Origin of the sequence: Serinicoccus kebangsaanensis, from assembly GCF_008919445.1 — a bacterium.
GTDB lineage: Bacteria > Actinomycetota > Actinomycetes > Actinomycetales > Dermatophilaceae > Ornithinicoccus > Ornithinicoccus kebangsaanensis.
Genome location: NZ_VSLG01000014.1, coordinates 14,666 through 40,046 on the forward strand (window position 1 = coordinate 14,666; position 25,381 = coordinate 40,046).

The 25,381-nt window shown below is 71.6% G+C and carries 24 protein-coding genes; 22 read left to right on the top strand and 2 right to left on the bottom strand.

The genetic code is table 11. The features are described from left to right. The first annotated feature begins 28 nt into the window (after window positions 1-28). The 3 genes from FXF60_RS13435 to FXF60_RS13445 are packed head-to-tail and all read left to right on the top strand — an operon-like array spanning window position 29 to window position 3,526. The gene (locus FXF60_RS13435; protein ID WP_151526487.1) at window positions 29-1,378 is read left to right on the top strand and encodes an amidohydrolase; all 1,350 of its coding nucleotides are present in this window, start codon (window positions 29-31) and stop codon (window positions 1,376-1,378) included. 38 nt (window positions 1,379-1,416) lie between these two features. After that, window positions 1,417-3,078 (top strand): AbgT family transporter, encoded by a 1,662-nt coding sequence (locus FXF60_RS13440; protein WP_151526488.1) that lies wholly within the window; start codon window positions 1,417-1,419, stop codon window positions 3,076-3,078. A gap of 28 nt (window positions 3,079-3,106) precedes the next feature. Further along, on the top strand, window positions 3,107-3,526 hold the full coding sequence (locus FXF60_RS13445; protein ID WP_151526489.1) for a DoxX family protein: 420 nt from the start codon (window positions 3,107-3,109) through the stop codon (window positions 3,524-3,526). Between the two features lie 3 nt (window positions 3,527-3,529). Here the strand turns inward: FXF60_RS13445 and FXF60_RS13450 are convergent, their stop codons facing one another. Further along, complete coding sequence (locus tag FXF60_RS13450) at window positions 3,530-4,219, bottom strand: RraA family protein (RefSeq protein ID WP_151526490.1); 690 nt, start codon at window positions 4,217-4,219, stop codon at window positions 3,530-3,532. Next, a complete protein-coding gene (locus tag FXF60_RS13455; protein WP_151526491.1) occupies window positions 4,216-5,700 on the bottom strand; it encodes an FAD-dependent oxidoreductase in 1,485 nt (494 codons plus the stop codon). Before FXF60_RS13455 ends, FXF60_RS13450 begins: the two co-directional genes overlap by 4 nt. A 227-nt stretch (window positions 5,701-5,927) precedes the next feature. Between FXF60_RS13455 and FXF60_RS13460 the strand changes: the two genes are divergently transcribed. The 19 genes from FXF60_RS13460 (at window position 5,928) to FXF60_RS13550 (ending at window position 25,377) form a co-directional block, all read left to right on the top strand. Continuing rightward, a complete protein-coding gene (locus FXF60_RS13460; protein ID WP_151526492.1) occupies window positions 5,928-6,863 on the top strand; it encodes a dihydrodipicolinate synthase family protein in 936 nt (311 codons plus the stop codon). Between the two features lie 2 nt (window positions 6,864-6,865). Beyond that, window positions 6,866-8,038 carry an enolase C-terminal domain-like protein gene (locus FXF60_RS13465; RefSeq protein WP_151526493.1) on the top strand — a complete coding sequence of 391 codons (1,173 nt, stop codon included), beginning with the start codon at window positions 6,866-6,868 and terminating at the stop codon, window positions 8,036-8,038. A gap of 20 nt (window positions 8,039-8,058) precedes the next feature. Next, window positions 8,059-9,345 (top strand): hypothetical protein, encoded by a 1,287-nt coding sequence (locus tag FXF60_RS13470; RefSeq protein WP_151526494.1) that lies wholly within the window; start codon window positions 8,059-8,061, stop codon window positions 9,343-9,345. 31 nt (window positions 9,346-9,376) lie between these two features. Continuing rightward, window positions 9,377-10,396, top strand: coding sequence for a LacI family DNA-binding transcriptional regulator (locus FXF60_RS13475; RefSeq protein ID WP_151526495.1), 1,020 nt, complete (start codon window positions 9,377-9,379; stop codon window positions 10,394-10,396). A 247-nt stretch (window positions 10,397-10,643) separates the two neighbouring features. Next, window positions 10,644-11,120 (top strand): hypothetical protein, encoded by a 477-nt coding sequence (locus FXF60_RS13480; protein WP_202879640.1) that lies wholly within the window; start codon window positions 10,644-10,646, stop codon window positions 11,118-11,120. Beyond that, on the top strand, window positions 11,117-12,019 hold the full coding sequence (locus tag FXF60_RS13485; protein WP_151526497.1) for an FAS1-like dehydratase domain-containing protein: 903 nt from the start codon (window positions 11,117-11,119) through the stop codon (window positions 12,017-12,019). Before FXF60_RS13480 ends, FXF60_RS13485 begins: the two co-directional genes overlap by 4 nt. Continuing rightward, a complete protein-coding gene (locus FXF60_RS13490; RefSeq protein ID WP_151526498.1) occupies window positions 12,016-12,432 on the top strand; it encodes a MaoC/PaaZ C-terminal domain-containing protein in 417 nt (138 codons plus the stop codon). The genes FXF60_RS13485 and FXF60_RS13490 overlap by 4 nt, the downstream gene beginning before the upstream one ends. Beyond that, window positions 12,429-13,502, top strand: coding sequence for a tartrate dehydrogenase (locus tag FXF60_RS13495; protein WP_151526499.1), 1,074 nt, complete (start codon window positions 12,429-12,431; stop codon window positions 13,500-13,502). The genes FXF60_RS13490 and FXF60_RS13495 overlap by 4 nt, the downstream gene beginning before the upstream one ends. After that, a complete protein-coding gene (locus FXF60_RS13500) occupies window positions 13,499-14,281 on the top strand; it encodes an SDR family NAD(P)-dependent oxidoreductase (protein ID WP_151526500.1) in 783 nt (260 codons plus the stop codon). Before FXF60_RS13495 ends, FXF60_RS13500 begins: the two co-directional genes overlap by 4 nt. Before the next feature lie 4 nt (window positions 14,282-14,285). Next, on the top strand, window positions 14,286-15,191 hold the full coding sequence (locus tag FXF60_RS13505; protein WP_151526501.1) for an ABC transporter permease: 906 nt from the start codon (window positions 14,286-14,288) through the stop codon (window positions 15,189-15,191). Window position 15,192: 1 nt separating this feature from the next. Beyond that, window positions 15,193-16,698 carry an aldehyde dehydrogenase family protein gene (locus FXF60_RS13510; RefSeq protein ID WP_151526502.1) on the top strand — a complete coding sequence of 502 codons (1,506 nt, stop codon included), beginning with the start codon at window positions 15,193-15,195 and terminating at the stop codon, window positions 16,696-16,698. Further along, window positions 16,695-17,891 (top strand): CaiB/BaiF CoA transferase family protein, encoded by a 1,197-nt coding sequence (locus FXF60_RS13515; RefSeq protein WP_151526503.1) that lies wholly within the window; start codon window positions 16,695-16,697, stop codon window positions 17,889-17,891. Before FXF60_RS13510 ends, FXF60_RS13515 begins: the two co-directional genes overlap by 4 nt. Further along, on the top strand, window positions 17,888-18,922 hold the full coding sequence (locus FXF60_RS13520) for an ABC transporter ATP-binding protein (RefSeq protein WP_151526504.1): 1,035 nt from the start codon (window positions 17,888-17,890) through the stop codon (window positions 18,920-18,922). Before FXF60_RS13515 ends, FXF60_RS13520 begins: the two co-directional genes overlap by 4 nt. After that, complete coding sequence (locus FXF60_RS13525) at window positions 18,919-19,758, top strand: ATP-binding cassette domain-containing protein (protein WP_151526505.1); 840 nt, start codon at window positions 18,919-18,921, stop codon at window positions 19,756-19,758. The genes FXF60_RS13520 and FXF60_RS13525 overlap by 4 nt, the downstream gene beginning before the upstream one ends. Beyond that, window positions 19,755-20,576, top strand: a complete 822-nt coding sequence (locus tag FXF60_RS13530; protein WP_151526506.1) for an enoyl-CoA hydratase/isomerase family protein — start codon at window positions 19,755-19,757, stop codon at window positions 20,574-20,576. The genes FXF60_RS13525 and FXF60_RS13530 overlap by 4 nt, the downstream gene beginning before the upstream one ends. Window positions 20,577-20,601: 25 nt before the next feature. Next, complete coding sequence (locus tag FXF60_RS13535; RefSeq protein WP_192796747.1) at window positions 20,602-22,191, top strand: ABC transporter substrate-binding protein; 1,590 nt, start codon at window positions 20,602-20,604, stop codon at window positions 22,189-22,191. A 76-nt stretch (window positions 22,192-22,267) separates the two neighbouring features. Further along, window positions 22,268-23,065 carry an HpcH/HpaI aldolase family protein gene (locus tag FXF60_RS13540; RefSeq protein ID WP_151526508.1) on the top strand — a complete coding sequence of 266 codons (798 nt, stop codon included), beginning with the start codon at window positions 22,268-22,270 and terminating at the stop codon, window positions 23,063-23,065. Between the two features lie 27 nt (window positions 23,066-23,092). Next, window positions 23,093-24,154, top strand: coding sequence for an ABC transporter permease (locus FXF60_RS13545; protein WP_151526509.1), 1,062 nt, complete (start codon window positions 23,093-23,095; stop codon window positions 24,152-24,154). Next, a complete protein-coding gene (locus FXF60_RS13550; RefSeq protein WP_151526510.1) occupies window positions 24,151-25,377 on the top strand; it encodes a CaiB/BaiF CoA transferase family protein in 1,227 nt (408 codons plus the stop codon). The genes FXF60_RS13545 and FXF60_RS13550 overlap by 4 nt, the downstream gene beginning before the upstream one ends. The last annotated feature ends 4 nt before the right edge of the window (window positions 25,378-25,381 follow it).

Genomic DNA, 25,381 nt, shown 5'->3' on the forward strand with positions numbered 1-25,381 from the left:
CGCTTACATCCCCGGTAGTGTGACGCAGATGCAGCACGAGACCCCGCCGATCTCGACCGCCTTCCTCGATCACCTCGAGGCCCAGACCCGTGCCACCGTCGCCGCCTCGACCCCACCCGAGAGCCCGTTCGCGGGTGCGCCCCAGGGCGCCCTGGACCGGCTCACCGAGGGGGTCGAGCAGAGCCGGGACGACCTCGTCGGCGTGGTCCGGCAGCTGCACGCCGACCCCGAGCTCGCCTACGAGGAGCACCGGTCCGCGGCGCTGCTGGCCGAGCTGATCACCGAGCGCACCGGCATACCCGTCGAGGTGGGGGCGCACGGCGTGGCCACCGCGCTGCGCGCCGAGACCGCCACCCCCGGGTTCGACCCGGAGAGGCACCGGACCGTCGCGGTGCTGAGCGAGTACGACGCGCTGCCCGGCATCGGCCACGCGTGCGGCCACAACGTCATCGCCGCGACCGGGGTCGGGGCCTTCGTCGCGCTCGCCGGCCTGATCGCCGACGGCTCCAGCGAGGTCGAGGGTCGCGTCGTCTTCCTCGGCACGCCCGCCGAGGAGGGGCACACCGGCAAGGAGGTGATGGCTCGCGGCGGCGCCTGGGAGGGGCTGGACGCGGCCGTGATGACGCACCCGTTCGGGTATGACGTGGTCGACACCCTCTTCATCGGCCGTCGGCTGCTCCGCGCCACCTACACCGGTCACCCGGCGCACGCGTCGGCCCAGCCGTTCCAGGGCCGCAACGCCCTCGACGCCGCCGCCCTGGCCTACCAGGGCATCGGCCTGCTGCGCCAGCAGATGCCGCCGTCGGACCGCGTGCACGCCGTCATCACCGAGGGTGGCACCCGTCCCTCGATCATCACCGGCAGCGCGACCATGCAGCTCTACGTCCGCTCCGCCTACCCGGAGACCCTCGTCGACCTCTCCGGTCGGGTGGAGCGCATCATGCAGGGTGCGGCGATGATGACCGACACCTCGGTCGAGCTGGAGTGGGACCACTACCCACCCTCGCTGCCGGTCCGGGGCAACGCCGCGCTCGGCGGCCGCTGGGTGCGCAGCCTGGGGGAGCGGGGCCGCCCGGTGCTGCCCGCGGGCACGGTGCCGGACGTGCTGGCCGGCTCCACCGACTTCGGCAACGTCAGCGTGCGGGTGCCGGGCATCCACCCCATGATCGCGATCGCCGGCCCGGACGCCGCGCTGCACACCGAGGAGTTCGCCGCCGCCGCGGCCACCGAGGCGGCCGAGCGGGCCGCCGTGGACGGGGCGGTCGGCCTGGCGCACACCGCGTGGGACTTCCTCGCCGACGACGAGCTCGCCCGGGCGGCGCGCGAGGAGTTCGAGCAGGCCGGCGGCGCCCTCGACCCGGCCACCTACTTCGACTGACCGGCACCGCCCGCGGACCACGACCGACCGGAGGATCCATGACTGCCACCACCCAGGAACGCCGCGGCATCGGCGACCGGCTGCTCACGACCATCGAGCGCTGGGGCAACAAGCTGCCGGAGCCGTTCACCCTCTTCGTCATCCTGTTCCTCCTCACCGGCGCGATCTCGACCGCGATGGCGCTGGCCGACGTCTCGGTCACGGTGCCGGGCACCGACGAGGGGCCGGTCGAGATCCGCGGGCTCTTCACCGGGGAGGGGATGGCCTGGTTCACCAGCAACATCGGTGCCAACTACGTCGGCTTCCCGCCGCTGCGCACCGTCATCACCATCCTGCTGGCGGTGGGCATCGCGGAGAAGACCGGGATGCTGGCGGCCGTGGTCCGCACCGCCTTCGGGTCCGCGCCACGGTGGATGCTGCCGTATGTCGTGGGTCTGGTCGGCGTGACCGGGTCGGTGATGGCCGACTCCGCCTTCATCGTCATCCCGCCGCTGGCCGCACTGGTCTTCAAGGCCGCCGACCGGCACCCCGTGGCGGGGCTGCTGGGCGGCTTCGCCGCGGTGGGCGCGGGCTACTCCACCGCGCTGGTGCCGACGTCGCTGGACGCCCTCTTCGCCGGCATCACGACCGGGGTGATGGAGTCGCTGCCCGGGATCCAGACCTCGCCGGTCAACCCGATCTCGAACTACTACTTCAACATCGTCGCGGCGATCCTGCTCGGCATGGTCTGCGGCTTCCTCATCGACAAGGTGCTGGAGCCGCGGATGGTGCGCCAGGGCGTGACCACCGAGCAGGTCGGGGCCGCGGACGGCCGCGGTGGCGGGGCCACGAGCGAGGAGCAGGGCGCGGAGAGCCGCCACGCCGAGCGCCAGGAGGCGGTGGAGACCGAGGACCCCGACGACCTCGACCCCACCGACGAGCTGTCGGCGCAGCTCAGCGACGTGGAACGCCGAGGGCTGCGGCGCTCGCTGCTGGCCGCCGGTCTGCTCACCGTCATCATGCTGGTCGCCGTGCTGCTGCCGGCCTCGCCGTGGCGGAACGAGGAGGGTGGCTTCCTGCCGTCCTCGCCGCTGCTGGACTCGATCGTCTTCATCGTCTTCGCCTACTTCGCGACCATGGGCGTGGTCTACGGCGCCGCCGTCGGCACGGTGAAGGGGATGAACGACGTGGTGCGGATGATGGGCTCCGCGCTCAACGACATGATGAGCTTCCTCGTGCTGGCGTTCATCCTGGGACAGTTCATCGCGCTGTTCAGCTGGACCGGGATCGGCTCCTGGATCGCCGTCCGCGGGGCGGCCGGCCTGGAGGCGACCGGGATGACCGGCTTCCCGGCGGTCATCGGCTTCATCCTGCTGGCCTCGTGCCTCAACCTGTTCATCGTCTCCGGGTCCTCGATGTGGACCATCATGGGCGCGGTCTTCGTGCCGATGTTCGCGCTGATCGGGCTGGAGCCCGCGTTCACCCAGGCGGCTTTCCGCGTCGGTGACTCGGCGACCCAGGTGATCACCCCGCTGAACCCCTACATGATCGTCATCCTGGGGTTGCTGCGGCGCTACGAGCCGGACGCCGGGCTGGGCACGGTCATCTCCCGGCTCATCGTCTTCGTCGTGCCGTTCTGGCTGTCCTGGGCCGGGCTGGTGGCGGTGTGGTACTTCCTCGACCTGCCGCTCGGGCCGGGCAACGGGATCTTCCTGCCCTGACCCACGTGCGGCCGTCTACCCTGGGGCGATGGGTCTTGCTGACGTCCTGCGCACGGGCGGGCGACTGCTCCTCGGCGGCACGCTGCTCTTCACCGGTGTCTCCCACCTGACGGTGGCGCGCGAGGAGTTCCAGGCCCAGGTGCCCTCCTGGGTGCCGCTCGACCCGGACCTCGTCGTGGTGCTCTCGGGCGTGGCCGAGCTGGGTCTCGGGGCGGCCCTGGTGGCGCTCCCGCGGTGGAAGGTGCCGGTCGGGTGGGCGACCGGGGCCTTCTTCGTCGCCATCTTCCCGGGCAACATCGCCCAGTATGTCGAGGGCAAGGACGGCTTCGGCCTGGACACCGACCAGGCCCGGCTCACCCGGCTGTTCTTCCAGCCCGTCCTCGTCGCGTGGGCACTGTGGTCCACCGAGGCGTGGAAGACCTGGCGACAAGGCCGCCGCGGGCGGTGAGGGCTAGCGGGTGCCGTAGCCGCGCCGCTGCTTGAGGCCGTCCAGGCTGAAGTCCGCGCTCTCGATGTAGGCCATCTCCGCGGCCTCGGTGCTCCGGACGGCCTCCACCTGCTCGGGCAGCCCTGGCAGGCCCTCCCAGGGGACGACGACGATGCCGTTGGCGTCCCCGTGCAGCAGGTCGCCGGTCCGGATCTGCTGACCGTCGACGACGACCGGTTCACCGACGGACACGATCTCGAAGTTGGCGTGCGAGACCACGGGGTAGCGCATGAAGTAGTGGAAGCCCAGGGCGTGCACCTCGTCGAGGTCCCGGAGGGCCCCGTCGGTGACCATCCCCACCGCCCCGAGACGTCGGGCCAGGCGGACCATGACCTCGCCGGCGTAGGCCACCCGGTGGGGCGAGCCGCTGGCATCGGCGAAGACCAGCACCGTCGGCCCGTCCATGCCGTCGAGCTCCTCCCACATGCGCCACCACTGCTCCCGCTGGGGTGGCGGTCCGGGTGCGTCGCTGACCCTGACGGTCAGCGCACGGCCGGTCATCACGCCCAGGTCCGGGAAGGTGCACTGCACGTTGCCGCCGATGAATCCCTCGGTGCGGTCCCGCACCGAGAGTCTCTCGATGGCGTTGGCCACGGTCGGGCTGTCCACGCCTCTGAGGAACTCCAGCTCCTGCTCGGTCAGCGTGCGGTTCATGCTGCCTCCTCCTCGTCCTGGATGCGGGTGCTGCTCGCGTCGAGCGGTCGCGCCGCCAGCCGCACGCCGAGCACCCGGCCGGAGGTCATCGCCCAGCCGATGTGGTGCCCGTGCCCCTTGAGCAGCATCCCGCCCTGCCCCACGGCGCCGATCGCGAACAGTCCCCGCACCGGTTGCCCGTCGGGTCGCTGCACCTGCAGGGACCCGTCGACCCGGACGGCGCCCTCGGTCACGGTCAGCATGCTGTGCACCGGCCCCATGGCGACGAACGGGGCGCGCAGCTCGGACGTCCCGACCGAGGCGGACAGGGCGCTCGCGTCCAGGCCGAGGCGGGTGGCGAGCTCCTCGACGCCGTCCGCCCTGGTGACCAGATCGGGTCGTCCTCGTCGGTAGTCGGTGAAGTAGGCGAAGGCGATGCCGGGCGCTGTGGAGATGAAGTTCGGCTCGCTGTCGAAGGTCGTGGCGACCGACTCGTCCATGATGATGTAGCCGGTGGATCCCGGACGGGCGGACAGCTCCTTCGCCGGGTCCTGCTCCTGACCGAAGCGCACCCCGTCGCGGTCCACCAGGACGGCACCAGAGCGGAACAGCGCGTCCGTCGGGGACATGTGCGTGACGAGGAGGGACTTGACCACGGGTCGCAGTGCCGAGGCGGGCACGTGACGGACGACGGCGCCCTCGATCGCGCAGAGCCAGCGCCAGGTGGGCAGCCGGTCCAGCCAGCCGCGGCGCGGCGGCGGGCCGAAGCGCAGCTGGGGACCGAACAGGCGGTCCATCGCGACCAGCTCGCCCCCCGCCTGCGCCGCCAGCTGGTGACCGCTCCCGAGGGCCTCGGGGTTGATCGGGAGAGCGGCGGCCGCCGCCTCCGAGAGGTGCTCCTGACGCATCACGCTGTTCCCGCTGAAGTCCCCGGTGGCCAGCACGACCCCGCGGCGGGCCAGGACCGTGGACTCACCCTCGGGTCCGGCGACCACCGCCCCGGACACCGTCCCGTCCTCCAGGACCAGCTCGCGCACCTCGGTGGCGAGCGCCACGTGCACCCCCGCGGCACGGGCTGCCTCGGCGAGACGGGTGATGTAGCTGCGCGAGCTCGGGACCACGTTGTGCATCCGCGCCACACGGTGGGGCGGCTCGATGTTGGGGAGGGTGAACTGCACGCCGTGACGGACCAGCCACTCCAGCGTGGGCCCGGACTCCTCGGCGTAGAGGCGGCGCAGGTCGGGCGCGTCGCCGGACAGGCCGGCGTCCGGGTAGTCCCACATGTCCTCGATCAGCTGCTCGGTGTCGTCCTCGATGCCCGCGCGTCGTTGCAGAGAGGTCCCGGCCGCCGTCATCGACCCGACGGAATACACCGTCGTGCCACCCAGTGCCTGCCCGCGCTCGAGCAGCAGCACCGAGGCCCCGGCCTCCGCAGCGGCGACCGAGCAGGCCAGACCTGCCGCGCCGGCACCGATCACGACGACATCCCAGACCGTGTCCACATTTGCCTCCTAGTGTTCGTATCGTTTTCAGAGTATCGTCTGACGTGAAGCTGCGCCAGACCCCCTGGCGACCGGACGAAGCCGGCAGAGGATCGGCTACACCGGCCGGACGGGGGTCAGGTGAGGTCGTCGTCGGGCATGCCCCGACGTGGCTTCGTGCCCTTCGATATCCAGGTAGGACGCGGCGAACTCGGACGAGGACGCCGGACGACGAGAGGTTCTTCATCATGGTGGTCCCCAACCTTCGCGGCGTGACGCCGGCCATCGTCACGCCGTTCGATCAGAGCGGCGAGGTCGACATGGCCAGCCTCGTCGCATACTGCGCTTGGCTGAAAACGATCCCAGGCGTCACAGGGGTGGTGCTCAACGCGCATGCCGGGGAAGGGACGTCGCTGACCGAGGGCGAGCGGGTCGAGATCATCCGCACGGTCCGGGAGCAGGTGCCCGATCTGCACCTGGTGGCAGGCGTGACCGGCGACGGCACCCGGGTGGTGGCGCAGGAGGCGCAGCGTGCGGCCGATGCCGGCGCGGACTCGCTGCTCGTCTTCCCGGCGCCGTCCAGCCTTCGCTTCGGCTACCAGGACGGCGCGGTCCAGGGTCGCTACGAGGCGGTGGCCCAGGCGGGCCTGCCGCTCATCGCCTTCAACTTCCCCGCCACGACGAAGGCCACCTACCCGCTGGAGCTGCTGCTGGAGCTGTGCGCCCACGACGCGGTCTTCGCCATCAAGGACGGTGCCCGGGACATGATCCGGTGGGACACCGAGACCCCGGTCATCCGCCGTGAGTTCCCCGACATCCAGATGCTGACCTGCCAGGACGAGTTCCTCCTGCACACGATGTGGGAGTCGGACGGCGCGCTCGTGGGCTACGCCGCCCTCATCCCCGAACTCATGGTGGAGCTGCTCCAGGCGGCCCAGGCCCACGACTACGACCGCGCCAAGGCCGTCCACGACAGGATGCTGCCGATCACGAAGGCGGTCTACCACCGCACGTCGCACATCGAGTCCACCACGGCGATGAAGCTCGGCCTGGTGGACCGCGGCCTGATCGCCGACGCCACCGTCAGGGCACCGCTGATGCCCCTCGAGGCCGGTGCCCGTGAGGAGATCCGGGAGGCGCTGGCCTCGGCCGGGGTCCCGCTGGGACAGCCGGTGGGAGCCTGACCATGCGCATCATCGACATCCGGCACGTCACCGAGCCGATCAAGGCCGACATGGCCAACGCCTTCATCAACTTCTCCTCGATGGACGTCAGCGTCCTGGCGATCGTCACCGACGAGGTCCGCGACGGGAAGCCGGTCGTCGGCTACGGGTTCAACAGCAACGGCCGCTACGCGCAGCCAGGGATCCTCGACCACCGGATCATCCCCCGGGTCCTGGGGTCCGATCCGGAGACGCTGGTGGACCCCGCGACGGGCCACCTGGACCCGGCCCGGATCTGGAGCGCCTCGATGCGTGACGAGAAGCCCGGCGGTCACGGGGACCGTGCCGTGGCGGTCGGCATCCTCGACATGGCCGCCTGGGACCTGGCCGCCAAGCTCGCGGGCGTCAGCGTCCAGCGCCTCATCGCCGAACGCTCCCCGGCCGGGCTGGGTGCGCCGTCGGAGAAGGTCTGGGTCTACGCGGCCGGTGGCTACTACTACCCCGACCGGGGGATCGAGGCGCTGCAGCAGGAGATGCTGGGCTACCTGGACCTGGGCTACCGCACGGTCAAGATGAAGATCGGGGGTGCGCCGCTCGAGGAGGACCTGCGCCGGATCGAGGCCGTGCTGCAGGTGCTGCCGGACGGGTGCACGCTGGCGGTCGACGCCAACGGCCGTTTCGACACCGGCACGGCGGTGCGCTACGCCGAGGCGCTGCGCGACCTCCCGCTGCACTGGTACGAGGAGCCCGTGGATCCGCTCGACTACGCCGGTCACCAGAGCGTGGCCGAGGCATACCCGGGCGTGCTGGCCACGGGGGAGAACCTGCTGTCGCGGCAGGAGGCGGTGAACCTGGCCCGGTTCGGCGGGCTGCGCCCGGAGCAGGACGTGCTGCAGATGGACTCCGCCCTCAGCTACGGCTTCACCGAGTACCAGCACACCCTGGCCGAGCTCGGCGAGCTGGGCTGGGCCCCGCAGGCCTTCGTGCCGCACGGCGGGCACCAGTTCAACCTCGCGATCGCGTCAGGCTGCGGCCTACGGGGATCGGAGTCCTACCCGGGCATCTTCGAGCCCTTCGGCGGGTTCGCCGACGGTGACCGGGTGGTCGACGGCTACATCACGCTGCCGGACGCTCCGGGCATCGGGCTCGAGCTGAAGGCCTCGCTGGCGCCGGTGCTGGCCCGGCTGGAGGACTGACCACGTCAGCCCGTGCCGAGGTGGTGGTCGGCCTGGGCCTGGCCCTGGTCATCCTGACCGTCCCCCTCGGCTACCTCGTCACGGGAGCAGGCGTGGTGGCGGGTGTCGGCGCACTCGTCGTGCTGGTGGCGGCGCTGTTCGTCGTCCGACCCGTGACCCGATGGGTCGCCCTGACCCTGGTCGCCGTGGGCGTCCTCGCCCTGGCCTGGGCGATGCTGCTCGGGGCGCGCCCCGGGCCGGCGCAGCTGACCTCGCTCAACCAGGGTGTGGTGGGCATGCTCGCCGCGGTCTCGTTCACCCGGCTGGTCACGGTGCGCCAGCAGGAGAGCCCCGCCCACGAGCGGCACGCGGGGCGGGTCGCGCTGTGGCGCACCTCCGGACTGGTGCACGGACTGGGCTCGGTGATCAACCTCGCCGCCGTGGACATCGTCGGCGGGCACCTGGGGCGGGGTCGGCCCCGGCTCGCCCTGCTGGACGGTCTGCTGCTGTCCCGGTCCTTCTCCGTCGCCGCCTTCTGGTCGCCCTTCTGGGCCTCGTCGGCGACGGCGATCGCCTATGCCCCCCGGGCCGACACCGTCCTGCTCGTGCTCTGCGGCGGCGTGCTCGCGGTCCTCGCCCTGGCGCTCAGCCTGGTCCTGCTGCAGCGCCGCTTCCCGGAGGAGTCGGCGGACTACGAAGGCTACGCGGTCACGCCGAGGATGCTCCTCCTGCCGGTGTCCTTGCTCCTCTGCGTCCTGGTCGGCCACGCCGCCGCCCCCGGCCTGCCGGTGTCCACCGTCGTCCTGCTCTCCGCGCTCCTCGTGAGCGTGGTGCTCGGCGCGCGGATGCTGCGCGGCGACCTCCCCCGCGCCCTCGGCAGGCACGTCGTCCGGGGACTTCCGCGACTGCGTGGCGAGGCCGCGCTCTTCGTGGCGGCCGGGGTCCTCTCGGTGGGCCTGTCCGTCCTGGTGGGTCAGCTGGGGGTGCAGGCCCCGGTCCGCGAGTTCACCGTGCTGGTGGCCTGGGTGTGCGTGCTGGCCATGACAGCCTTGTCGGTGGTCGGCATCCACCCCATCATCAGCATCGCGATGGTGGCGGTCCTGATGGCCCCGACGCAGCCGGACCCGACCCTCTTCGCCCTCTCGGCGACGATCGCCTGGGGCGCATCGGCGTCGGTGGGGCCGGTCTCAGGGCTGAACGTCTACCTGGCCGGCAGGTTCGGCCTGAACGGCTTCCAGGTTGCGCGGTCGAACGCGGGCCACGTGCTCCTCGTGCTGGCCCTGGCCCTCCCGGCGCTGATGCTCTGCGGGGCGTTGGTGAGCCTGTAGTCTTCGCCCACCGGCAGCAGAAGGGGAGCAGATGTCGAACATCCGGGACGTCGCGCTTCGCGCTGGGGTGTCGCCGTCGTCGGTGACGCGGGTGCTCGGGGGCTATCCCAACGTCAGTCCGGAGCTGCGCGAGCGCGTGCTCCGGGCGGTGGACGAGGTCAACTACCAGCCGGACCTGCTCGCCGCCGGTCTGCGACGCGGCTACACCAAGACCGTGGGGATGCTGGTCAACGACGTGCTCAACCCCTTCAACGCCCAGATGATGGACATCTTCGAGAGCGAGCTGCGCCGGGCGGGCTACAACGTCATCCTCACCAACTCCAACGGCTTGAGCGAGGTCGACCTGGAGAACCTGCTGGTGCTCAAGCAGCGCCGGGTCGACGGACTCGTCGCCTCCTTCGCCGACGACCGGAACCCCCTGCTGGCGACGGCGCTGCGCTCGTGGACGGTCCCCGTGGTCCTCTTCGACCGCCAGGTCGACGACATCGACGTCAGCGCCGTGCTGAGCGACCACCGCTACGGCGCCCAGCAGCTGAGCGAGCACCTGGTGGACAAGGGCCACCGGCGGCTGGCCATGATCAGCGGGTCCGAGGCCCTCTACTCCACCCGGGAGCGGATCCTGGGCATGCAGGACGTCGCCCAGGAGCACGGGCTGACGATCCGCCCCGACTTCCTCATCAGCGGTCGCGGGTCCGAGGAGCACGGGAGCGAGGGAGTGGCCCGCCTCCTGGACGACCCGGAGCCCCCCACCGCGATCGTGCTGGCGAACGGCAACACCGCGGCGGTCGTCGGCGCCCTCGCCGAGCTGCGTCGCCGCAAGGTGCGGATCGGTGAGGACATCGCGGTCGCCACCTACTACGACGACCCCGTGGTCGCCCTGTGGTCGCCGTCGCTGACCTCGGTGTGGCGTCACGTGCCTGACATGGCCAGGCGGGCGGCCGACATGATGCTGCACCGGCTGGAGGACGGCCGACGGATGGCCCACACCGTCGTGCTCCCGACGCGCCTGATGGTGCGGGAGTCCACCTCCAAGCAGTTCACCGACGGCTGAGGTCCGAGCGGCCCGATCCTGCCGACACCCCTTGTGCACACGCGGGTGATCACCTACAGTTGCCTCACTTCCTGAAAACGGTTCCGAAAGAAGCAATGATGCTGATGGTCGATCGCCTGGCTGTGACCCGGGCGCCGTCTCTCCCCGGACGTATGCCGTCCGCGGGGCACGGGTGCCGCCTGCAGACTGCTCTTCGTCGGCCCGTTGTTGAAAACGTTTCCTCTCATGCGTCGTCCGGGGGCCGGGAGTGAGCGTCGAGGAGGGCACCGTGTCCTGGGCACGGCTGGACGAGCACGGCGGCGTGCGGACCGGCGAGCTGTCCCGCCCGCGCCGGGTGCGGGCGACCGCCCGTCAGGCGGAGCTGCTGCACGCTGCGGTCGAGCTGGTCCTGGGCCCCGGCGGCGACGGTGCGACGGCCCGGGCGATCACCCTCCAGGACGTCTGCCCCGACCCGCTGGTGCACGCGCTCCGGGCCGGGCTGCCCCGTCCGGCGGCGCTCGACCGGCAGATCGACGGCGGGAGCAGCTGGAGCCAGCTGCTCGAGCTCGAGGAGGGCGAGGAGCTCGTGTCCGTCAGCTCGGTCGCGAGCATCGAGGAGCGCCGGACCAGCCGCGGGGCACGACTCGTCCGGACCATCTTCCTCACCGAGCTGGTGCGACCCGGCACGGGCGAGCGGGTCGGCTGGTGCACCGGGACCAGCCTCGACCTGGAGGTGGCCCGATGACCGCGCCGACGACCGAGGGGGACCGCATGCCGCCCGTCGGCCCGGTCACGGTGGCGGCGTCCTCGCTGCTGCGCTGGGGAGCCGGCGCGGACGACTTCTCCGAGATCCACCACGACGACGCCGCGGCACGTGCGCGCGGCCTGGAGGGCGCCGTCGTGCACGGTCCGCTCCAGGTGGCGGTGCTGGTCGAGCAGCTCCGACGGTGGCTGGGCCGGCCGGCACGGATCACCGACGTGGAGGCCACCTATCTCGCACCCGCGCCGGTCGGCGAACCGCTGGTCTTCGACGGTGAGGTGGTCGAGGTCGTCCCCGGCGAGGCCGGGGACGAGGTCCTGGGCTGCGAGCTCCGGTCGCGCCGCCCCGACGGCCGGACGACGGTGCGCGTCCTGGCGCGGGCGCGGACGGGTCCCGCGGGCCCGGGCTCCGCGCTCCCCGTGGAGCAGCTGCGACGGGCGCTCCGTCTCGGCGAGGTGGCCGGCACCTTCCGCTACCAGGTGCAGGAGAACGACCTCGAGCACTTCGCCCGGGCGCACGAGCGCGAGCCAGACCCCTCGGGCCGGGTCCCGGCCACCTACTTCGGCGCGCTCGACCCCGTGGAGCGGCGGGACCTCCACCTGGACGGGTTCCTGCTCGAGCTGCCGTTCCCCCGCACCGGGGGAGGCAACGCGTTCAACGAGGTGGAGTACGTCCGCCCGCTGCAGGTCGGCGACGAGATCACGGTGACCACCCGCTACACGGAGGTCTATGAGAAGCAGGGCTCCAGCGGCACGTTGCTCTTCCGGGTCCGGGAGAACGAGATGACGGACGCCTCGGGAGCGGTCGTGGCCACCTCCCGCTGCGGGCACGTCCTCGGCTTCGCGGTCCCGGCCTCGGGCACGTCGGAGGTGGCTGGTCGATGAGCGCAGGCTCCCTCCCCGCACCGGGCAGCGCCCTGCCGTCCCGGGTGAGGTTCACCACCCGTACCCAGCTGGTGCGCTACGCCGGTGCCGCGCAGGACCCGTCGCCGATCCACTTCGACGACGCCTATGCGCGCGAGCGCGGATTCCCCTCGGTGATCGTGCACGGCTTCCTCAAGGCCGGACTCCTGGAGGAGCTCGCCCTGACCTGGGCGCCCGCGGGCAGCTGGCTGCAGCAGTTCTCCGTCCGCTACCGCGGCATCGACCTGGTCGGGGCGCCACTGCTGTGCCAAGGCCTGGTGACCGACGTGTCGGACGACGGAGTGGTGGGCCTCGAGCTGTGGATCGAGGACGAAGCAGGACACCGGACGACGGACGCGCGGGCGCAGCTGCGCTGGGAAGGCAGGGCAGCATGAGCCAGGACACCCGGACCTACCGGATCGCCGGTCTTCCCGGCGACGGCATCGGCCACGAGGTGCTCCCCGCCGCCATCCGGGTGCTGGACGCACTCGGGGCCAAGCACGGGATGAGCTTCGTGTGGGAGCTGCAGGAGTGGGGGTGCGAGTACTACCGCCGCACCGGCTCGATGATGCCGGAGGACGCGCTCAGCATCCTCGCGCCGGCGGACGCCATCCTGCTGGGTGCGGTCGGAGCCCCCGGGGTCCCGGACCACGTGTCCCTGTGGGGGATGCTCATCCCGATCCGCCGGGAGTTCGACCAGTACGTCAACCTGCGGCCGGCCCGGCTGCTGCCGCGGGTGCCCAGCCCGCTGGTCCCCGAGCGGGTCACCGGCCTCGACCTCGTCGTCATCCGGGAGAACGTGGAGGGCGAGTACTCCCGGATCGGTGGGCGGTTGTACGGCGGGACCGAGCACGAGATCGCGGTCCAGGAGTCCGTCTTCACCCGGCGAGGGGTCAGCCGGGTCATGGACTACGCCTTCGACCTGGCCGGCCGGAGGCGGGGCTCGCTCGCCTCGGCGACCAAGTCGAACGGGATCGTCTACACGATGCCCTTCTGGGACGAGGTCTTCGCCGACCGCGCGGCCGCCCACCCGGACATCACCACCTCGCAGTACCACATCGACGCCCTGGCGGCGCTCTTCACCTTGGACCCCACGCGTTTCGACGTGGTCGTCGCCTCCAACCTGTTCGGCGACATCCTCACCGACCTCGCCGCCGCCGTGGCCGGATCCATCGGGGTCGCGCCCTCGGCGAACATCAACCCCGAACGCCGCTTCCCCTCGATGTTCGAGCCGGTGCACGGCTCCGCCCCGGACATCGCGGGGCAGGGGATCGCCAACCCGGTGGGCCAGCTGTGGTCGTCGGTGCTCATGCTCGAGCACCTCCAGGAGGCGCAGGCGTCCGACGACCTCATGTCGGCGATCGAGCAGGTGCTGGACGACGGGGTCATGACCCCGGACATCGGTGGGACCGCCTCCACGGAGGACGTCACCACCGCCGTGATCGAGAGGCTGGGAGCACGATGAGATTTTCCTCCGAACCCGTACTGATCACCGGAGGTAGCGGTGGCATGGGCGCGGCGATGGCGCGTCGACTCGCCTCCTCCGGCGCGCGGGTGGTGGTCTGCGACCTGGACCAGGACGCCGTGCAGCGGGTCACCGGGGAGCTCACCGACGCCGGTCACGAGGCGCTGGGAGTGAGCGCCGACACCTGCGACGAGCAGCAGATGCTGGCCGCGGTGGACCAGGCGGAGCAGGCCTTCGGCCCCCTCTACGGCCTGGTGACGGCCGCGGGCATCAGGCAGCCGGCCGCGCCGTTCCACCAGATCGACCTGGACACCTGGGACCGGGTGCACCGGGTCAACGTCATGGGCACCCTGATCGCCATCCGGGCCTGCCGCCCTCACCTGGTGCGCACCCACGGAGCCATCGTCACGGTGGCCTCGGTCACCGCCAACGCCGCCCGGATGAACCAGTCCGCCTACTGCGTGAGCAAGGCGGCGGTGCTGCACCTGACCAGGCAGGTGGCTCTGGAGCTCGCGGCGGACGGGGTGCGCGCCAACGCCCTGTGCCCGGGGGTGACGAGGACCCCGATGATCGAGGAGGCGGTCCGCACCGACGGTCCCCAGGTGCTGGAGGACAAGCTGCGGGGGTCGCTCGAGGCGTTCCGGCCGGGGATCCCGCTCGGCCGGCTGTCGGAGCCCGAGGAGCAGGCGGCCACCGCCGAGTTCCTCCTGTCCCCGGACGCGTCCTTCATCACGGGCGCCGCGATCTACGTCGACGGCGGCGTCTCGATGCTCGGGTGACGACATGACCTCATCGCACTCCTCCGCGCGCAGCCCCGCACGACGCCTGGCGCGCTTCGTGTGGCACCACAAGCTGGTGTCGCTGAGCGCGCTGGTCCTGGTGGTCGCGGTCGGCAGCGCGCTGCTGGTCACCTGGGTCGCGCCCTTCGACCCGTATGCCCAGGACGTCGCGATGCGCAACCGGCCGCCGCTGACGCCGAACCCGGACGGCGGGATCCACCTGCTGGGGACCGACCCGCTGGGCCGGGACGAGCTGTCCCGGGTGATGCTCGGCGGGCAGATCTCGCTGACCGTCGCCGCCGCCAGCGTGGTCGTCTCCGGTCTCTTCGGGACCACCGTGGGCATGATCGCAGGCTACTACCGGAACTGGTTCGACGACGTCGTCGGGCGTCTGGTCGACCTGCAGATGAGCGTGCCCTCGCTGCTGATCGCCCTGCTCGTGCTGTACGTCCTCGGACCCAGCTTCATCAATGTCGTGCTGGTCCTGGCCGTGACCCGATGGATGGTCTACGCCAGGGTGAGTCGGGGACTGGTGCTCGCGCTGCGGGAAGAGCTCTTCGTCGAGGCGGCCCGCTCCCTCGGGGCACCCGGCAGGCGCATCATCGTGCGGCACCTGCTGCCCAACATCCTCGGCCCCATCCTCGTGCTCGCCACCCTGGAGCTGGCGGTGATGATGCTCACCGAGGCCAGCCTGAGCTTCCTCGGCCTCGGGATCCAGCCACCGGAGTCCTCGTGGGGGCTGATGCTCGCCGAGGGACGCGAATACCTCACCAGCGCGTGGTGGCTCGTCGCGGTCCCCGGGGTCGCCATCCTGCTCACCACCCTCAGCGTCAACATCATCGCCACCTGGCTCCGGTCCCGGTCGAGCCAGGCCCAGTTCAGCAAGGTCACCATCGGTGAAGGGATCTGACATGACGACCCAGACCACATCCGTCGGCGCCGCCCCCGGCGAGGCCACCTCGGCCCAGGACCGCCGTGCCGCCACCCGGGCCGGGCTGCCCGGCAACGTGCAGCAGTTCCCCGGCACCGGCCAGGTGGACGTGCTCGACCCCTACACGCAGGAGGTGGTCGCGTCGGTCGCCCGGTGCGGACCGGCAGAGGTGGATGCCGCCTGCCGGACGGCGCAGGGGGCACAGGACCGAGGTCTGCCGCAGTGGGAGCGGGCGCTGGTGCTCGACCGGCTGGCGCTGCTCCTCGGCGAGCACACCGAGCGGCTGGCCGGCATCATCACGCTGGAGAACGGCAAGGCGATCCGGGACGCGCGCACCGAGGTGGCCCGCGCCACCGAGACGGTGCGCTTCGCCGCCGCCCAGGCGCGAACCCTGACCGGGGACGTGGTGGCCGCGGAGGCGACCCCGACCGGCGAGGGCAAGGTGGCGATGGCGCTGCGCCTGCCGGTCGGCGTCGTGGCCGCCATCACCCCCTTCAACTTCCCGCTCAACACGGTGCTCCACAAGGTGGCACCCGCGATCGCCGCCGGCTGCGCCGTCGTGCTCAAGCCGGCCCACCAGACCCCCCTGACGGCGTTGGCGCTGCACGAGCTGCTGCTCGAGGCGGGGCTGCCCGAGGACTGGGTCACCGTGCTCACCGACGACGGGACCTCCGCCGGTCCCGCGCTCGTGGAGCACCCCACCCCGCGCCTGGTCACCTTCACCGGCAGCACCACGGTGGGGTGGGGGATCGCCCGCACCGCCCACCGCAAGCGGGTCGCCCTCGAGCTGGGGTCGAACGCGCCCGCCATCGTGGCCGCGGACGCCGACGTCGCCGAGGCCGCGGCGCGGATCGCGCGGGCCGCCTACGGCACGGCCGGGCAGAGCTGCATCTCGGTGCAGCGGGTGCTCGTGCACCGGAGCCGGCACGAGGAGCTCGTCGCCGAGCTCGGCCGGCGGGCCGACGCCCTGGTCGTCGGCGACCCGTTCGACGACACCACCGACGTCGGTCCGCTGATCCTCCCGGCCGCCACCCAACGGGTGCAGGAGTGGATCGACGAGGCAGCGGGGATGGGTGCCGCCCTGGTCGCCGGCGGTGTCCGCGACGGCGCCTGCCTCCGACCCACCGTGGTCGACCAGGCGCCGACAGGGTCCCAGCTGCGGGACGCCGAGGCGTTCGGGCCGGTGCTGACCGTGGTGCCGTTCGACGAGCCGGAGGAGGCCTTCGCGATCGCCAACGAGACGCCATACGGCCTGCAGGCCGGGATCTTCACCGGCGATCTCGGTCTGGCGCTGCGGGCGATGCGGGAGCTCGACTTCGGCGGGGTCCTCGTCAACGACATCCCCACGACCCGGTTGGACCAGCAGCCGTACGGCGGCGTCGGGGACTCCGGCAACACCCGGGAGGGGCCTGCCAGCGCGGTCGTCGAGATGACCGAGGTCCGTTTCGTGTCGTTCCAGGCACCCCCGTCGGCGGTGGTCCCGTGAGCGGCCCGTTGGACGGAGTGACGGTGCTGGACTTCACCGAGCGGGTGCAGGGACCCTACGCGACCCAGATGCTCGGCGACTTCGGCGCCGAGGTGATCAAGGTCGAGCGGCCGAGCGCGCTGACGCCGGACGGCCGGGCCGACGAGCGTTACCAGACACCGGGTGAGCCGGCCCCCACCTCGCTCTACCGCGCGACCTTCCTGGCCAACAACCGGAACAAGCGCTCCGTGGTGCTGGACCTCAAGTCGGCCGACGGGGTGCGGGCCGCCCAACGGCTGGCCCGGTCCGCCGACGTGCTCTACGAGAACTTCCGCCCCGGGGTCCTGGACCGGTTGGGGTTGGGCTACGACGAGCTGGCCGTCGACAACCCCGGACTCGTCTACGTGTCCGCCTCGGGCTACGGACCCGACGGGCCCTACCGCGACCGCCCCGGGCAGGACGTCCTGGCCCAGGCGCTCAGCGGCCTCGGGCAGGCCAACCGAGCCCCCGACGGGCGACCGCTCCCGGTCGGGCTCTCGATCACGGACGTCCTCGGCGGCCTCAACGGTGCTGCCGCGGCGCTCGCGGCACTGATCCATCGGCAGCGGACCGGCGAGGGCCAGCGGGTGCACGTGGACCTTCTGGGCAGCGCGCTGGCCGCGCTGTCCGAGCACCTCGTGCACCTGCTCAACAGCGACGCACCCGAGCCCGAGCGGCGCACCGCGATGCACGGCCACGGGTACATCCCGCCTCCCTACGGGTTCTACGCGACGGCCGACGGCTACCTCGCCCTGTCCAGCGGGAGGCAGATCCCGCAGATCTGCGAGGTGCTCGGTCTGCCGGACCTCACCGAGGACCCCCGCTTCGCCGACTTCGCCGTGCGCGACGAGCACCGGGAGGAGATGGAGCAGCTGATGGAGAGCCGCCTGCGGACCCGGAGCACCGCGGAGTGGATGGAGCTCATGGTCGCGCGGGACATCTACGCGGCCCCGGTGCTCACCCTCGACGAGGCCGCGAGGGACCCCCAGGTCACCAGCACCGGTCGGATCGTCACGGTCGAGGGCCGGCACGGCCCCGTGCACCTGGTGGCACCGCCGGCCCGGTTCTCCGGGACCCCGTTGGGACCACCCACCAGCCCGCCGGCGCACGGGGAGCACACGGAGCAGGTCCTGTCCGCCCTGGCGGCGGGCAGCACGGGAGGGAGTCGCCGATGAGCACCCAGGCCAGACCGGACACCAGCGCCCCGGCCGACGTGGGCTCGGCCATGCTGTCGGTGCGTGACCTCACCGTCACCTTCCCCTCGGCAGAGGGGCCCATCCGGGCCGTGAACGGCATGTCCTTCGACGTCCGTCCGCGGGAGCGGCTGGGCATCGTCGGCGAGTCGGGCTCGGGCAAGTCGGTCACCGCGCAGGCCCTCCTCGGGCTGACGCCGAGGGAGCACACGACCGGCAGCATCGTCTTCGAGGGCGAGGACCTGCTCACGGCGCCCCAGGACCGGCTGCGCGCGCTCCGTGGATGGGACATCAGCTACGTCTTCCAGGACCCGCTGTCCGCCCTGGACCCGACCCGGACCATCGGGCACCAGGTGGCTCAGCCGCTGCTGCTGCGCAAGGTCCCGAAGAAGGAGGCCCATCGCCGCGCGATCGAGATGCTGGGCGAGGTGGGCATACCCGACCCGGCCCGACGTGCCAGGAACTACCCGCACCAGTTCTCCGGAGGGATGCGCCAACGGGTGATGATCGCGATGGCGCTCATCGGCCAGCCCCGCCTGGTCATCGCGGACGAGCCCACCACCGCGCTGGACGTGCGGGTGCAGGCCAAGATCATCGACCTGCTCTACCGGCTCACCGACGAGCAGGGCGTCGCCGTGGTCTTCATCACGCACGACCTCGGCATCCTCGCCGGTCTCGCCGAGCGGGTCATCGTCATGTATGCCGGCCGGGTCATGGAGGAGTGCAGCACCGACGAGCTCTACTACCGCTCCATCCACCCGTACACCCTGGGGCTGCTCGAGTCCCTCCCTCGGATCACCGGTCCCGTCCCGGAGCGTCTGGTCACCATCGGCGGTGGCCCCCCGGCCCCCTCCCGGCTCCCCACCGGGTGCCCGTTCCACCCTCGGTGCCAGTACGTGCAGCCGGAGTGCCGCACCACCCCGCCCCCGCTGGAGGTGCCGCCCGGTGGCGAGCACCCCAGCGCCTGCCTCCGCGCGGAGTGGCTGGCCGAGCGACCCGGAGAGCTGCGATGACGACCCCGCTGCTGCAGGTGCGAGGGCTGGTGCGGGAGTTCGGGCACGGCCCCGGGCTCGTCCGCGCCGTGGACGACGTCTCCTTCGACGTGATGCCGGGCGAGGCGCTCGGGCTGGTGGGGGAGTCCGGGTCGGGGAAGTCGACGACGGCCCGGTGCGTGCTGCGGCTGATCGAACCGACCGCCGGCGAGGTCCGTCTCGACGGCCAGGACATGCTCGCCCTGAAGGGCCCGGCCCTCCGGCGGCTCCGCTCCACCGCGCAGCTCGTCTTCCAGGACCCGTACTCCTCGCTCAACCCCAGGATGACGGTGGCCGACATCATCGCCGAGGGGATCCGCATCCACCGACCCCGCGAGTCGTCGTCGACGGTGCAGGACGAGGTGGTCGAGCTGCTCGAGCTGGTAGGGCTGCGCCCGGACCACCTGACCCGCAAACCGGCAGCCTTCTCCGGTGGTGAGCGGCAGCGGATCGGGATCGCCCGTGCGCTGGCGCTCAAGCCCAAGCTCTTGGTCTGCGACGAACCCGTCGCCTCCCTGGACGTCTCCATCCAGGCCCAGATCCTGAACCTCTTCGCCGAGCTCATGGACCGCCTCGACCTGACGCTGGTCTACATCGCGCACGACCTGTCGACGGTGCGCCACCTCTGCGGCCGGATCGCCGTCATGCAGGACGGCACGATCCGTGAGATCGGCACGCGGGAGCAGATCTACGAGGACCCGCAGCACGAGTACACCCGGGCGCTGATGGCGGCCGTGCCCGAGCCGGACCCGCGCTCGGAGCGGGCCAAGCTGACCGCCCGCCGCTCCGCCCAGCCGACGGGGGCGAGCCGGCCATGACGACGGACCAGGTGCAGGAGAGCGTGGTCGTCAGCCGGGACGTGGACCGGGTCGGCACCATCACGCTCAACCGGCCCGACGTGCTGAACGCCCTCGACTCGGCCGCTCACCGGGCTCTCGCGCAGGCGGTGCGCGAGCTGGAGGCCGACGACGACGTCGGCGCGATCGTGGTGCGGGGTGCGGGACGGGCCTTCTGCTCCGGCTCCGACCTGCGCGAGATCGGCGAGCTCAGCGGACGTGCCGAGCAGGACTACGTGGAGCTGGACTTCTCGACCAAGAACCTGGTGGCGGGGTGCAGGGTGCCGGTGGTCGCCGCCCTCCACGGCTGGTGCGTCGGTGGGGGGCTGGAGCTGGCCCTGGCGTGCACGATCCGGATCGCCGCGCAGGGCGCGAGCTTCGCCCTCCCGGAGGTGAGCCTGGGCAGCCTGCCCGGCTCCGGGGGACTGCAGCGACTCGCCCCGGTGGTGGGGCTGGGGGTGGCGACGGACTGGATCCTCACCGGTCGGACGGTGGACGCGTCCGAGGCACTCGCCCGCGGCCTGGTGACCCGGGTCGTCGAGGACGAGGAGCTGGACCGCGCGGCACACACGCTGGCCGCCGACCTGGCGACGCGGAACCCGCTGGCGCTCCGGCTGGCCATGGTCGCGCTGCGACCCGAGCCGCCCTCGGAGCGCGGACTGGTCGCCGCCTTCCAGGCGCTCGCCGGGGATGCCACCCACCAGGACCCGCGCTACGCCAGTGCGACGCGACGGTTCCGGGGGGACCAAGAACCCGTGGACGGCAGCAGAGCCGCACCACCGGACGGACGTCAACGATGACGCCCGCAACCGAGAGGAGAAGCAAGTGACACCACTGACGACGAGGCGGCGGGCGCACCTGCCGTCCGGACGATCCGCCGTGGTGGCGGGCCTGGCCGCATCCGCCCTGGTGCTCGGCGCCTGCAGCGGAGGCGACGCCGACGAGCCGGCGGGCGAAGCCGGAGGTGCGGAGGTGACCATCGCGCTCCCGGAGGAGCCACGCACGCTGGCGAGCTGGAACGCCTACTCCAACGATGGACACCCGGTCCTGCGCAACGTGACCGAGGCGCTCCTGAACCGTGATCCGGACTCCAACGAGCTGGTTCCCGAGCTGGCCCTGGAGTGGGAGCAGATCGACGACACCAACTGGCAGTTCACGCTCCGCGAGGGAGTGACCTTCCACGACGGGACCCCCTTCAACGCCGAGGCGGCCGCCACCTCGCTGAACTTCGTGCTGGACCCCGAGAACGCCTTCCCGATGAGGACGTTCCTGGGGCCGGACGTGACCGCCAGCGCCGTGGACGAGTACACGCTGAACGTGGAGACCGCGAGTCCCGACCCGATCCTGCCCACGCGGTTGTACTTCGTCACCATCCCCTCGCCCGAGCAGGTGGACGACAGCGACGCCTACGAGACGAACCCGATCGGCACCGGGCCGTACGCCTTCGAGTCCTGGAACCGCGGCCAGAACATCGTGCTGACCGCCAACGAGGAGTGGTGGGGCGCGGACTCCGACGACGCGATGGGTGAGCAGGACATCGCTCAGGCCACCTACGTGTTCCGTCCGGAGACCGAGGTGCGGGCCGGGATGCTGTCCAGCAACGAGGCCGACCTGGCCCCGCGGATCACGTCGGAGCAGTGCGACGCTGCTCCGGTCTGCGAGTCCACGCCGACGGTGGAGACGGTGGTCCTGCGACTGGACACGCCGAACCCGGTGCTGGCCGACCAGCGGGTCCGTGAGGCGATCGCCCTGGCGATCGACAAGGACCAGATCATGAACGACATCCTCGGCGGCGGTGAGACCGTCGGCCAGATCGTCGGGCCAGGTGCCGTCGGCTACGCCGACCTCGAGCCCTACCCCTACGACCCCGACCGCGCGGCCGAGCTCGTCGCCGAGGCCGAGGCCGACGGGGTGGACGTGACCGCACCGATCACCGTGATCGCCCGTGAGGGCTTCATCCTCCGGGCCAGCGAGGCGGTCCAGGTCATCTCCGCCGAGCTGCAGGAGATCGGGCTGACCGGGGCCACCAGCGAGACGCAGGAGACCGCGGCCTTCGAGGAGCAGTGGACGATCGGCTACGACAACATCCCCGAGGACCGGGCCTGGGCCGGGCTCCAGCAGCACGGCCAGGAGCTGATGGACTACGCCGGCTCCATCGGTGGCTACTACAGCTGCGACGGGCAGACGTCCGCCTACTGCGACCCCACGCTGGAGGACATGTATGCCGAGGCGGTCACGACGAGCGACGACGAGCGCCAAGAGGCCCTCGCCGCCATCGCCGAGTACGTCTACGAGGAGGTCCCGGTGGTGCCGATCGGCCAGCCGAACTTCAACTTCGGCATGACCGAGCGCGTGGACTGGACCCCGAGGATGGACGGTTTCATCCTGCTCAAGGAGATGACCGTCACCGAGTGAGACCCGCGGCCGGGCCGCCCACGACGGCGGCCCGGCCGTGCCGGACCCCTTCCACCACCAGACCAGGAGCGACGACGTGTACAGCAACCCCTTCTTCACCCACTGGGCCCAGGACGCGCAGATGACCGGTGCCTGGTGCACCCTTCCCGACACCGTGGCGGCGGAGGTGCTGGGTCGGCAGGGCTTCGACTACGTCTGCGTCGACCAGCAGCACGGGCTGATCGACGACTCCACCATGGTGCCCATGCTGCAGGCGATCGACGCCTCCGGCGCCGCACCGCTCGTCCGGGTCCGGTGGAACGAGCCGCCCGCGATCATGTCGGCGCTCGACGCCGGGGCGGCCGGCGTGGTGGTGCCGATGATCGAGACGACGGAGGACGCCGCCCGCGCCGTGTCGGCGTGCCGCTTCCCGCCCCAGGGGCAGCGTTCCTACGGTCCGATCCGGGCGCGCGAGGTGATGGGGAGCGGTGAGACCGAGGAGGTCCAGCAGGTGGCCTGCATCGTGATGATCGAGACGGCGGCGGCGCTGGAGAACCTCGACGCCATCCTGGACACCCCCGGCCTGGACGGCGTGTACATCGGGCCCAACGACCTCACCCTGGCGCTCGGTGGCCGACCGAACACGACGACCTCCGAGTTCGTCACGGCCGTGGACCGGATCCAGCAGGCCTGCCGGCAGCGCGGTCTGGCGGTCGGGATGCACACGGGGTCGGGCACGGATGCCCAGCACTACCTCGCGCTCGGGTACGACTTCGTCACCGTCGTCTCGGACGCCGGACTGCTGGCCCGGGCCGCCGCGGCGGAGCTCGAGCTGGCGCGGCAGCCCGCCTCGGACGAGCACGGCTCCCCGGCGGCGCCCAGCCAGACCTACTGAACACCAGCCCCTGCACAGGAGAACGACGTGGTTCTGCGATATGTCGGCAAGCGACTGCTGCACGCGGTGCTGGTCCTGGCCTCGGTCCTGGTGGCGGTGTGGTTCGTCGTCAACGCGATCGGTGACCCGGCCCGGCTGATCCTGCCTCCCTCGGCGTCCCAGCAGCTCTACCTGGACACCCGGGAGAGCATGGGTCTGAACGACCCGATCCTGGTGCAGTTCTGGCGCTCCCTCTCCGGCTGGCTGACCGGCGACTTCGGGGTCTCGGTCTGGCAGAACGTCCCCGCCCTCCCGCTCGTGCTCGAGCGGCTGCCGGCCACCCTGCTGCTCACCGCGGTCACCCTCGGCGTGGCGGTGCCGCTGGCCCTCGCACTGGGGGTCGTCTCGGCCCTGCGCCCGGAGGGTCCGCTGGACCGGACGCTGACCACCATCTCGCTGGCCGGGGTCTCGATCGCCGACTTCTGGCTCGGGCTGATGCTCATCCTGGTGGTCGGCGTGCAGTTCCAGCTCCTGCCGACCTCGGGCTACGGCGGGCTGGAGTATGCGGTGCTCCCGGCCGCAGCACTCGCGCTGCGACCCCTGGGCAGACTGGCCCAGGTGAGTCGCTCGGCGATGGTCGAGGAGATGCAGAAGCCCTACATCACCACCCTGCGGGCCCAGGGGATGCCGGAGCACACGATCGTCCGCAAGCACGCCCTGAAGAACAGCCTCATCCCGATCATCACGGTCGGAGGCGACGAGATCGCCACCTTCCTCAACGGGGCCGTGGTGATCGAGACGATCTTCGCCTGGCCCGGGGTCGGGGGGCTGTTCATCCAGGCGATCGAGCGCCGTGACCTTCCCCTGGTCACCGCGTGCGTGTTCGTCATCGCCTCGATGATCATCGTCGTCAACCTGCTGATCGACCTGACCTACCTGTGGATCGACCCGCGCACCGCCCTCACCGAGACACGGCGTCGACGGGCCCCCTGGTCCAGGTCCTCCCGCAAGGACCGGTCGGCGTCCACGACCAGTCAGCCAGGCCCGGAGTCCTCCGGGTCGACCCCGATGGCGGCAGCCGGCCGCGACAGCACAGGAGGTGCCCGATGACCGGGCCGTTGCACGGAACCAGGATCCTCGACTTCACCGAGCGGATGCAGGGTCCCTACGCGACCCAGATGCTGGCGGACATGGGTGCCGACGTGATCAAGGTGGAGCGCCGCACGTCCTTGACGCCGGACGGTCGCCCGGACGACCGCTACGGCGAGAGGTCGAGCTACGGCTCGAACGCGGAGGACTCGAAGATCTACTCCTCCGGGTTCCTCGCCAACAACCGCAACAAGCGCAGCATCACGGTCGACCTGAAGAACCCGGCCGGCGTCCGGATGATCGAGCGCATGCTGCCCTCGGTCGACGTCGTCTACGAGAACTTCCGGCCGGGCGTGATGGACCGGCTCGGTCTGGGCTACGAACGGTGCGCGGAGCTGCGTCCGGACCTCGTCTACGCCTCGGCCACCGGGTACGGCGACGACGGCCCCTACGCGCGCAAGCCGGGCCAAGACGTCCTGGTGGAGGCGCTCACGGGGTGGGGCAGGGTCAACGGTGACGCCGAGGGACGGCCCGTGCCGGTGGGCACCGCCATCGCCGACACGCTGGGGGCGATGAACGGGGCGTATGCCGTCGTGTGCGCGCTGGTGCACCGGGCGGCGACCGGCGAGGGTCAGAAGGTCGGGGTCAACCTCTTCGACAGCGCGATCGCCGGGCTGGCCGAGTGGGGCTTCCACGCGCTCAACACCCCGCACGGGGAGCCGCAGCGGCGGCCGGCCAGCCACGCCAGCCCGTGGACCCCGCCCCCCTACGGCTTCTACCGCACGGCCGACGGGCACATCGCCCTGTCCAGCGGTCGGCAGATCGGGACGTTGTGCCGGATCATCGGCATCGAGGACCTGTCCGAGGACGAGCGCTTCGGCAGCTACTGGCCCCGGTTCGAGAGCCGGGAGGACTTCACCCGGCGCATCGAGGACGCGCTCACGGCGCGGACCACCGCCGAGTGGGTCGAGCTGATGGAGGCCGAGGACATGTTCGTGGCGCCGGTGAACACGATGGCCCAGGCGTTCACGGACCCGCAGACGCAGCACAACAACATGGTCGTCCAGCTCCAGACTCCCGTCGGGGAGCTGGGCTTCCTGGGCACGCCCTACCACCTGTCCCGGACCCCTGCCTCGGTGCGGACGCCGCCGCCGTTGCACGGGCAGCATACTGAGGAGGTGCTGAGCGAGTTCGCGTTCACGCCGGAGGAGATCTCGGCCCTCCGGGCGGACGAGGCGATCTAGACAG

Coding starts and splice junctions, on each gene's coding strand:
- FXF60_RS13435 (WP_151526487.1), top strand. CDS start 29: ATGCAGCACGAGACCCCGCCGATCTCGACCGCCTTCCTCGATCACCTC.
- FXF60_RS13440 (WP_151526488.1), top strand. CDS start 1,417: ATGACTGCCACCACCCAGGAACGCCGCGGCATCGGCGACCGGCTGCTC.
- FXF60_RS13445 (WP_151526489.1), top strand. CDS start 3,107: ATGGGTCTTGCTGACGTCCTGCGCACGGGCGGGCGACTGCTCCTCGGC.
- FXF60_RS13450 (WP_151526490.1), bottom strand. CDS start 4,219: ATGAACCGCACGCTGACCGAGCAGGAGCTGGAGTTCCTCAGAGGCGTG.
- FXF60_RS13460 (WP_151526492.1), top strand. CDS start 5,928: ATGGTGGTCCCCAACCTTCGCGGCGTGACGCCGGCCATCGTCACGCCG.
- FXF60_RS13465 (WP_151526493.1), top strand. CDS start 6,866: ATGCGCATCATCGACATCCGGCACGTCACCGAGCCGATCAAGGCCGAC.
- FXF60_RS13475 (WP_151526495.1), top strand. CDS start 9,377: ATGTCGAACATCCGGGACGTCGCGCTTCGCGCTGGGGTGTCGCCGTCG.
- FXF60_RS13485 (WP_151526497.1), top strand. CDS start 11,117: ATGACCGCGCCGACGACCGAGGGGGACCGCATGCCGCCCGTCGGCCCG.
- FXF60_RS13490 (WP_151526498.1), top strand. CDS start 12,016: ATGAGCGCAGGCTCCCTCCCCGCACCGGGCAGCGCCCTGCCGTCCCGG.
- FXF60_RS13495 (WP_151526499.1), top strand. CDS start 12,429: ATGAGCCAGGACACCCGGACCTACCGGATCGCCGGTCTTCCCGGCGAC.
- FXF60_RS13500 (WP_151526500.1), top strand. CDS start 13,499: ATGAGATTTTCCTCCGAACCCGTACTGATCACCGGAGGTAGCGGTGGC.
- FXF60_RS13505 (WP_151526501.1), top strand. CDS start 14,286: ATGACCTCATCGCACTCCTCCGCGCGCAGCCCCGCACGACGCCTGGCG.
- FXF60_RS13510 (WP_151526502.1), top strand. CDS start 15,193: ATGACGACCCAGACCACATCCGTCGGCGCCGCCCCCGGCGAGGCCACC.
- FXF60_RS13520 (WP_151526504.1), top strand. CDS start 17,888: ATGAGCACCCAGGCCAGACCGGACACCAGCGCCCCGGCCGACGTGGGC.
- FXF60_RS13525 (WP_151526505.1), top strand. CDS start 18,919: ATGACGACCCCGCTGCTGCAGGTGCGAGGGCTGGTGCGGGAGTTCGGG.
- FXF60_RS13530 (WP_151526506.1), top strand. CDS start 19,755: ATGACGACGGACCAGGTGCAGGAGAGCGTGGTCGTCAGCCGGGACGTG.
- FXF60_RS13550 (WP_151526510.1), top strand. CDS start 24,151: ATGACCGGGCCGTTGCACGGAACCAGGATCCTCGACTTCACCGAGCGG.